6 protein-coding genes are annotated in these 6,817 nt (G+C 74.5%); all 6 read left to right on the top strand.

From position 1 onward, the window contains the following. Nucleotides 1-273: 273 nt before the first annotated feature. The 6 genes from ACIQTO_RS35120 to ACIQTO_RS35095 all read left to right on the top strand — a co-directional run bounded on the left by ACIQTO_RS35120 (nt 274) and on the right by ACIQTO_RS35095 (nt 6,750). Nucleotides 274-1,683 carry a sensor histidine kinase gene (locus ACIQTO_RS35120; RefSeq protein WP_402396948.1) on the top strand — a complete coding sequence of 470 codons (1,410 nt, stop codon included), beginning with the start codon at nt 274-276 and terminating at the stop codon, nt 1,681-1,683. Beyond that, entirely contained in the window at nt 1,635-2,300 is a 666-nt protein-coding gene (locus ACIQTO_RS35115) for a LuxR C-terminal-related transcriptional regulator (protein ID WP_380579968.1), read from the top strand. The genes ACIQTO_RS35120 and ACIQTO_RS35115 overlap by 49 nt, the downstream gene beginning before the upstream one ends. A gap of 234 nt (nt 2,301-2,534) precedes the next feature. Then, the gene (locus ACIQTO_RS35110) at nt 2,535-4,073 is read left to right on the top strand and encodes a DUF2637 domain-containing protein (RefSeq protein WP_402396945.1); all 1,539 of its coding nucleotides are present in this window, start codon (nt 2,535-2,537) and stop codon (nt 4,071-4,073) included. A gap of 138 nt (nt 4,074-4,211) precedes the next feature. Continuing rightward, nucleotides 4,212-5,501 (top strand): DUF6986 family protein, encoded by a 1,290-nt coding sequence (locus ACIQTO_RS35105; protein WP_402396942.1) that lies wholly within the window; start codon nt 4,212-4,214, stop codon nt 5,499-5,501. A 105-nt stretch (nt 5,502-5,606) separates the two neighbouring features. Next, nucleotides 5,607-6,263 (top strand): YigZ family protein, encoded by a 657-nt coding sequence (locus ACIQTO_RS35100; protein WP_402396940.1) that lies wholly within the window; start codon nt 5,607-5,609, stop codon nt 6,261-6,263. A 172-nt stretch (nt 6,264-6,435) separates the two neighbouring features. Beyond that, nucleotides 6,436-6,750, top strand: a complete 315-nt coding sequence (locus tag ACIQTO_RS35095) for a cupin domain-containing protein (protein ID WP_402396937.1) — start codon at nt 6,436-6,438, stop codon at nt 6,748-6,750. The last annotated feature ends 67 nt before the right edge of the window (nt 6,751-6,817 follow it).

Below are 6,817 nucleotides of genomic sequence, written 5' to 3'. Positions count from 1 at the left end.
AGGGGGGACCCTGTGGGAGAGTAGGACGCCGCCGAACAATCATTGTGAAGAACCCCCTGATCCCTTCGGATCGGGGGGTTCTTTGCGTTTCCGGGGCATTCCTGTGACAGGCCCGCCGGTACGGAGAGACCCGGTACGGAATGGCGGTGCGAAAAGGCTGTCCGGAGGTGGTGCTAGGTCCACCCCGAAACCGGGGTGGGACGGCCAGTGCCGCGTCGATGCCGTCCGGGGACACTGGAAGAACCACGATCGGTACCAGCCCCAGGAGCACCCGTGACAGCAGCGAGTCGAACGAGCGGCGCGGGCGTGCGCGCCCAGACCGAGGCCGCCTTCACCTCGGGCGGCCGAGGCCTGGTCCGTCTGGCGCTGCTCGCGCTGGGCGCGGTGCCGACCGTCGCCCTGCCGTTCCTGGCCGCGCTCTTCGCCGGCGCGTCGGTCTCCTCGCTGCTGGAGGCCTACTACCCGGCCCGGTTGTTCGCGGTGGTCGCGGCGGCCGTCGCGGGCGCGGCCGTGGCCGGCCTGCTGGTGCGCCGGACCGCGGACCGGACGCGGGGCCAGCTCGTCCGCTGGTTCGGGATCCGGCTGCCCGTCGAGTACAGCCCCCGGCCGGTGCTGGAGCGGGACGAGCGCGGCCACTGGTGGACGGGGTACTCGTACCACCGCTCCCAGGCCGTCGCGAGGCTCGCCCACCTGCTGCACTGGGCCGCCCGGGACCGGGCCACCCGGTCGGAGATCGCCTGGTTGGTGATCAGCCCGGTGGCCGCGGGCGCGCTGGTCCTGCCGGTGGCCGGTCTGCTGCTGGGCGGGGCGGGCTACGCGGTGACCGCGGCGGTGGACTCCCGGACGTACGGACCGATCGACGCGGGCGGCGTCTCCGCGCTGCTCTCGGTCGCCCTGGGGCTGGGGTTGACGGGGCTCGGCGTGCTCGCGGCGCCGTTCGCCGTGCGCGGGTACCTGGAGCTGGCCCGTCGGGTGCTGGACCAGGACGGCCGGGCCTCGCACGCCCAGCTGACCAAGCGGGTGGCGGAGCTGACCGAGACCCGGGCCGACGCGGTCGGCGACCAGGCGGCCGAACTGCGCCGGATCGAGCGGGACCTGCACGACGGCGCCCAGGCCCGGCTGGTCGCGATCGGGATGACCCTCGGCACGATCGAGCACCTGATGGAGACCGACCCGGCGGCCGCCCGCGAGCTGCTCTCCGAGGCACGGCAGTCCTCGGCGCGTGCGCTCCAGGAGCTGCGCGACCTCGTCCGGGGCATTCACCCGCCGGTGCTCGCCGAGCGTGGACTGGGCGACGCGGTCAGGGCGTTGGCGCTGGACAGCGCGCTGCCGACCGAGGTCTGCGTGAGCCTCCCGGACCGGCCCCCGGCACCGGTGGAGGCGGCCGTCTACTTCAGCATCTGCGAGCTGATGGCGAACGCCGCCAAGCACTCGCGCGCCGAGCAGGTCTGGGTGGACATCCTGTACCGGGCCGGCGTCCTGCGGGTCACGGTGACGGACGACGGTGTCGGCGTGGCGGACCCCACCCGGGGTACCGGCCTGCGCGGGATCGAGCGGCGATTGGGTACCTTCGACGGTGTCCTGGCCATCGACAGTACGTCGGGCGGTCCGACCACCATCACCTTGGAGCTGCCGTGCGAGTTGTCCTCGCCGAGGACCTCTACCTCCTTCGCGAAGGCCTGATCCGGCTACTGGAAGCCCATGGCTTCACCATCGCGGCGGCGGTCGAGACCGGCCCGGAACTGCTGGACGCGCTGCTGACGCACCGTCCGGACGTCGCCGTGGTCGATGTCCGGCTGCCGCCGACGCTCACCGACGAAGGCCTGCAGGCCGCCCTCCACGCGCGGCGGGAGATCCCGGGACTGCCGGTCCTGGTGCTCTCGCAGCACGTGCAGCAGCTGTACGCGCGGGAGCTGCTGGCGGACGGCACCGGCGGCGTCGGCTACCTGCTGAAGGACCGGGTCTTCAACGCCGACCAGTTCATCGAGGCGGTCCGTCGGGTGGCCGCCGGCGGTACGGCGATGGACCCGGACGTGATCGCCAAGCTGATGCAGAGCACCTCCCGCCGCCCGGGGACGCTCCAGCGCCTCTCGCCGCGCGAGCGCGAGGTGCTGGAACTGATGGCGGAGGGCTGTTCCAACTCGGCGATCGCGGCCCGGCTGGTGGTGAGCGACGGTGCGGTGGCGAAGCACATCGCCAACATCTTCACCAAGCTCGACCTCGCCCCCGCCGACGACGCCAACCGCCGGGTGCAGGCCGTGCTCGCCTACCTCAACGGGACGACGGAGCGGACGGCCTGACACCCCGCCGGGTCGGGCCGGCACCCGATCGGCACCCGGTCGACACCGGGCCCGCACGCGGCGGCTGCCGCGGGTAGTGACACCCTGGGCTGCGAGGACGCTGAAACATCTGTACGAGTAAACTCCGGTGGGCCGAGCCCGGAGGCCGCTCAGTCGTCCGGCGCCCCGACCAAGGGGAACCGGCCGCCGAGGCAGCGTACGGCCGCAGCCGACATCCAGGGGTTGATAGACGTTATGGCACGCCCTCCGCTCACCAAGACCCACCGGAGCCTGCTCGGGCTGGTCGCCGCAGGGGCGTGCCTGATCTCGGGCATCGGCTTCGCGGGTTCGTACAACGCGGTGCGGGAGCTGGCGTCCGAGAAGGGCTTCGGTGCCTTCTCCTACGCCTTCCCGATCGGGGTCGACGCGGGCATCGTGGTGCTGCTCGCACTGGACCTCGTCCTGACCTGGCTCCGGATACCCTTCCCGCTGTTGCGGCAGACCGCCTGGCTGCTGACCGTCGCCACCATCGCGTTCAACGCGGCGGCCTCCTGGGGCGACCCGCTCGGGATGGGCATGCACGCGGTCATCCCGGTGCTGTTCGTGGTCGTCGTCGAGGCCTCCCGGCACGCCGTCGGCCGGATCGCCGCCATCACGGCCGACCGGCACATGGAGTCCGTCCGGCTGATGCGCTGGCTGCTGTCCCCGGTGCCGACCTTCCGGCTCTGGCGGCGGATGAAGCTCTGGGAGCTGCGCTCCTACGACGAGGTCGTCCGGCTGGAGCAGAACCGGCTGGTCTACCGGGCGCAGCTGCGCTTCCGGTACGGGCGCGGCTGGCGCCGCGCGGCGCCGATCCAGGCGCTGCTGCCGTTGAAGCTGGCCAAGTACGGGGTGCCGTTGGACCCGGCGTTGCTGGACCGGTTGGACGAGCAGTCGCGCGAGGCCGAGGAGCTGCGGGAGAGCCGGACGCCGGCTGCCGCCATCCCGTCGGGCGTGGCGGCCGGCACGCAGGAGCAGGCCCCGGCTCCGGTCCAGGTCCAGGCCCAGCCGCCGGTCCAGGCCGGGCCCCGGCCCGAGGCGGCCGCGGCCGCCGTGGCGCCGGTGCCCGCCCAGGTGGCCGCGCCGATGCTCGCCAAGCTGGCCGCGGTCCGGCTGCGGGCCTCCCAGGAGCCGGCCGGTGACGAGGAGCAGGCGCCGCCGCAGCCCCGGGAGGAGCTGAACGTCTGGACCGAGCGTCCGGTGCGGACCACCGGGCCCCAGGGGGACGGTTCTCCGGGCAGCCGGGTGCCGGGCCAGGCCTCGCCGTGGTTCAAGCCGCCCCGCCCGTCCGCTCCGCAGCCCGGCGGCCCGCAGCCGGCGGCGGAGCCGTCCGCCCGTTCCGTCGCGCAGCCGGTTCCGCGGCCCGCCGCCGACGGTGGCCCGGACGGCATCGAGTACGCGGACTTCCCGTCGGAGCCCGATGACGTCCAGGGCACCGAGTACGTCCAGGGCGCCGGGTACCCGCAGGAGGAGGGCTTCACCCCGGTGGCGGGCGCCGCGCAGGGCTCCGGCGGCGAGGACGACTCCGTCCCGCGCCCGGCTCCGTCGCGGCTGGACCCCGAGCTCTGCTACGCCGCGCTGGTCAGCTACATCGACACCTTCGACCACCAGCCCGACCCGCAGCGCCTCGCGGACTGGCTGACCAGGGAGTACGGCGTGGCCGGCACCCGGCCCGACGGCTCGGTGCACCCCAAGGACGTCGCCGAGCTCTTCCCCGAGCTGCGCGACCGCTTCCTCGCCGCCGGGAGGGACTGACCCGTCCCGCCGACCCCGTCCCGCGGCGCCGCCCTGCCGCCCGTCCACCGCTCGGTCGGCCATTGACGCCCGACCCCGGCGGGGTTACCTTCGCTTCAACAAATTGTTGAAGCGCTGGTTCGGCCCGGAGGAGTACGGATGTCGCAGGTCCAGGTGGACGGTACCGGTCCGGCGGGCGGAGCGTCGTTCTCCGAAGCGGCACGTGCCGCCGTGGACGCGCTGCTCGCCCCCGTCGACGCCGACCTGGCCCGCCGCTACCCGGGCGACTCCGGCAGCCGCCAGCCGGTCCACACCGTCTACGTCCCGGCCGACGTCTTCGGCGCCGACACCGTCGGCGACTGGGGCCGCCGGGCGCTGGAGGCCTTCGACACGCACGCCGGCACCCCGGCCGCCCTGGCCGGCGCGCTCGGAGTGGCCGACGACGCGCTGCTCGCCGACGTGCACGCCCGGGTCCGCGCCAAGCTGGAGCGGGAGCCGGTCGAGGATCTCCGGATCGACTTCGAGGACGGCTACGGCCCCCGGCCCGACGCCGAGGAGGACGCGGCCGCCGTCCGGGCCGCCGAGCTGATCGCGGCCGCGGTGGCGGACGGCAGCGCCCCGCCGTACCTCGGCATCCGGATCAAGTGCATGGAGGCGGCCGTCCGCGACCGCGGCATCCGCACCCTGGAGCTGTTCCTGACCACTCTGCTGGCCGCCGGGGGCCTGCCCGAGGGGCTGGTGCTCACGCTGCCCAAGGTGACCTACGCCGAGCAGGTCACCGCGCTGGTCCGGCTGCTGGCGGACTTCGAGCGCTCGGCCGGGCTGCCGGCCGGCCGGATCGGCTTCGAGATCCAGATCGAGACCACCCAGGCCATCCTCGGCCCCGACGGCCGGGCCACCGTCGCGCGGATGATCGAGGCCGCCGAGGGGCGGGCCACCGGTCTGCACTACGGGACCTTCGACTACAGCGCCGCCTGCGGGGTCGGCGCCGCTTACCAGAGCATGGACCACCCGGCCGCCGACCACGCCAAGGCGGTGATGCAGGTGGCCGCCGCCGGTACCGGCGTGCGGCTCTCCGACGGCTCCACCAACGTCATCCCGACCGGCTCCACCGAGCAGGTGCACGCCGCCTGGAAGCTCCACCACGACCTGGTTCGCCGCTCGCTGGCCCGGGCGTACTACCAGGGCTGGGACATGCACCCGGCGCACCTGCCGACCCGCTACGTCGCCGTCTACTCCTTCTACCGCGAGGGCCTGGCGGCCGCCGCCGCCCGGCTGGCGGCGTACGTCGCCAAGGCCGGCGGCGATGTGATGGACGAGCCCGCGACCGCGCGGGCGCTCAGCGGCTACGTGCTGCGCGGGCTGGACTGCGGTGCGGTCGACCTCGCCGAGGTCGTCTCGCTCACCGGGCTGGACCGCACCCAGCTGGACGCCCTGGCCGGCCGCTGACCGGCCGGACCGCTCCGGGTGGCAACTAGGCTGGCGGCACCGCCCCGGACACCGTCGGGGCGGTGCCGCCAGCCTTTCGCCGTCTTCCGGGAGAACCGCCGAACCATGTCCGCCACGCCGGAGCCGACTCCGAGGCAGTACCTGACCATCCGGCACGCGGGCAGCCACGAGATCGAGATCAAGAAGTCCCGCTTCATCTGCCACCTCGCCCGGGTCACCGACGAGGACGGGGCGCAGGCGTTCATCGCGGGCATCCGCAAGCAGTACTGGGACGCGCGGCACAACTGCACCGCGTTCGTGGTCGGGGACGAGCAGCGGCGCGAGCGCTCCAGCGACGACGGGGAGCCCGGCGGCACGGCCGGCGTGCCGATGCTGGAGGTGCTGCGCCGGCGCGGGCTGACCGACACGGTGGCCGTGGTGACCAGGTACTTCGGCGGGATCAAGCTCGGCGCGGGCGGCCTGGTCCGGGCGTACGGGAACGCGGTGTCGGAGGCGGTCGACGCGGTCGGGCTGCTGGAGCGGCGGCCGGTGGCGCTGCTCGCCGTCACGGCCGACCACACCCGGGCCGGGCGGGTCGAGAACGACCTGCGGGCGGCCGGGTACACGGTGAGCGACCTGGCCTACGAGGCGGCCGGGGTGCGGATCGAGGTCGGGGTGCCGGAGCCCGGGGTGGCGGAGTTCCACGCCTGGCTGGCGGAGGCGACCGGCGGTGCCTCGGTGGCCGTGGCGGCGGGGCGCACGTACGTCGAGGTGCCGGTCTGAGCGGGAGCCCGGCGCACCGGCGGGGTGACCGGGCGGGCGGGGGAGAAGGGCCGGCGGGGCGACCGGCCCGGGGGTTCCGGACAGACTTTCGGACAGATCGGGGCCGGCCGGTTTCCGGGCCCGTCCCGCCTGCCTAGCCTGGGCGGATCGCCGACCAGGAGGCCGAGCCGCGATGCGCGTCGTCCAGACCATCACCCTTCCCCCGGGCGCCAGTACCGGCTGGCACTACCACCCGGGCCGGGTCGACGTGGTGGTGCTGTCCGGGACGCTCACCCGGACCCTGTGCGACGGCCGGGTCGAGGTCAGCCGGGCGGGCGACTCGCTGGTCGAGGGGGCGGGGCCGGTCCACGTGCACGTCGGCCGCAACCACGGGACCGTCCCCGTGGTGCTGATCGCCGGCTACGACATCCCGGAGGGCTGTCCGCTGGCGGTGCCGGTCGGGGAACCGGAGTGGAGCCGCAGCGGCGCGGAGCGTGCCGCGGGCTGAACCCGCCCGCGGCGGATGCCGGCCCGCAGCAGATGTCGGCCCGGTGGGGCGGGCGGCTTGAGCAGAT

It is taken from the genome of Kitasatospora sp. NPDC091207, from assembly GCF_044768625.1.
GTDB lineage: Bacteria > Actinomycetota > Actinomycetes > Streptomycetales > Streptomycetaceae > Kitasatospora.
Note: the sequence above shows the minus strand (reverse complement) of the source record. Positions and strands in the feature narration are given on the sequence as shown.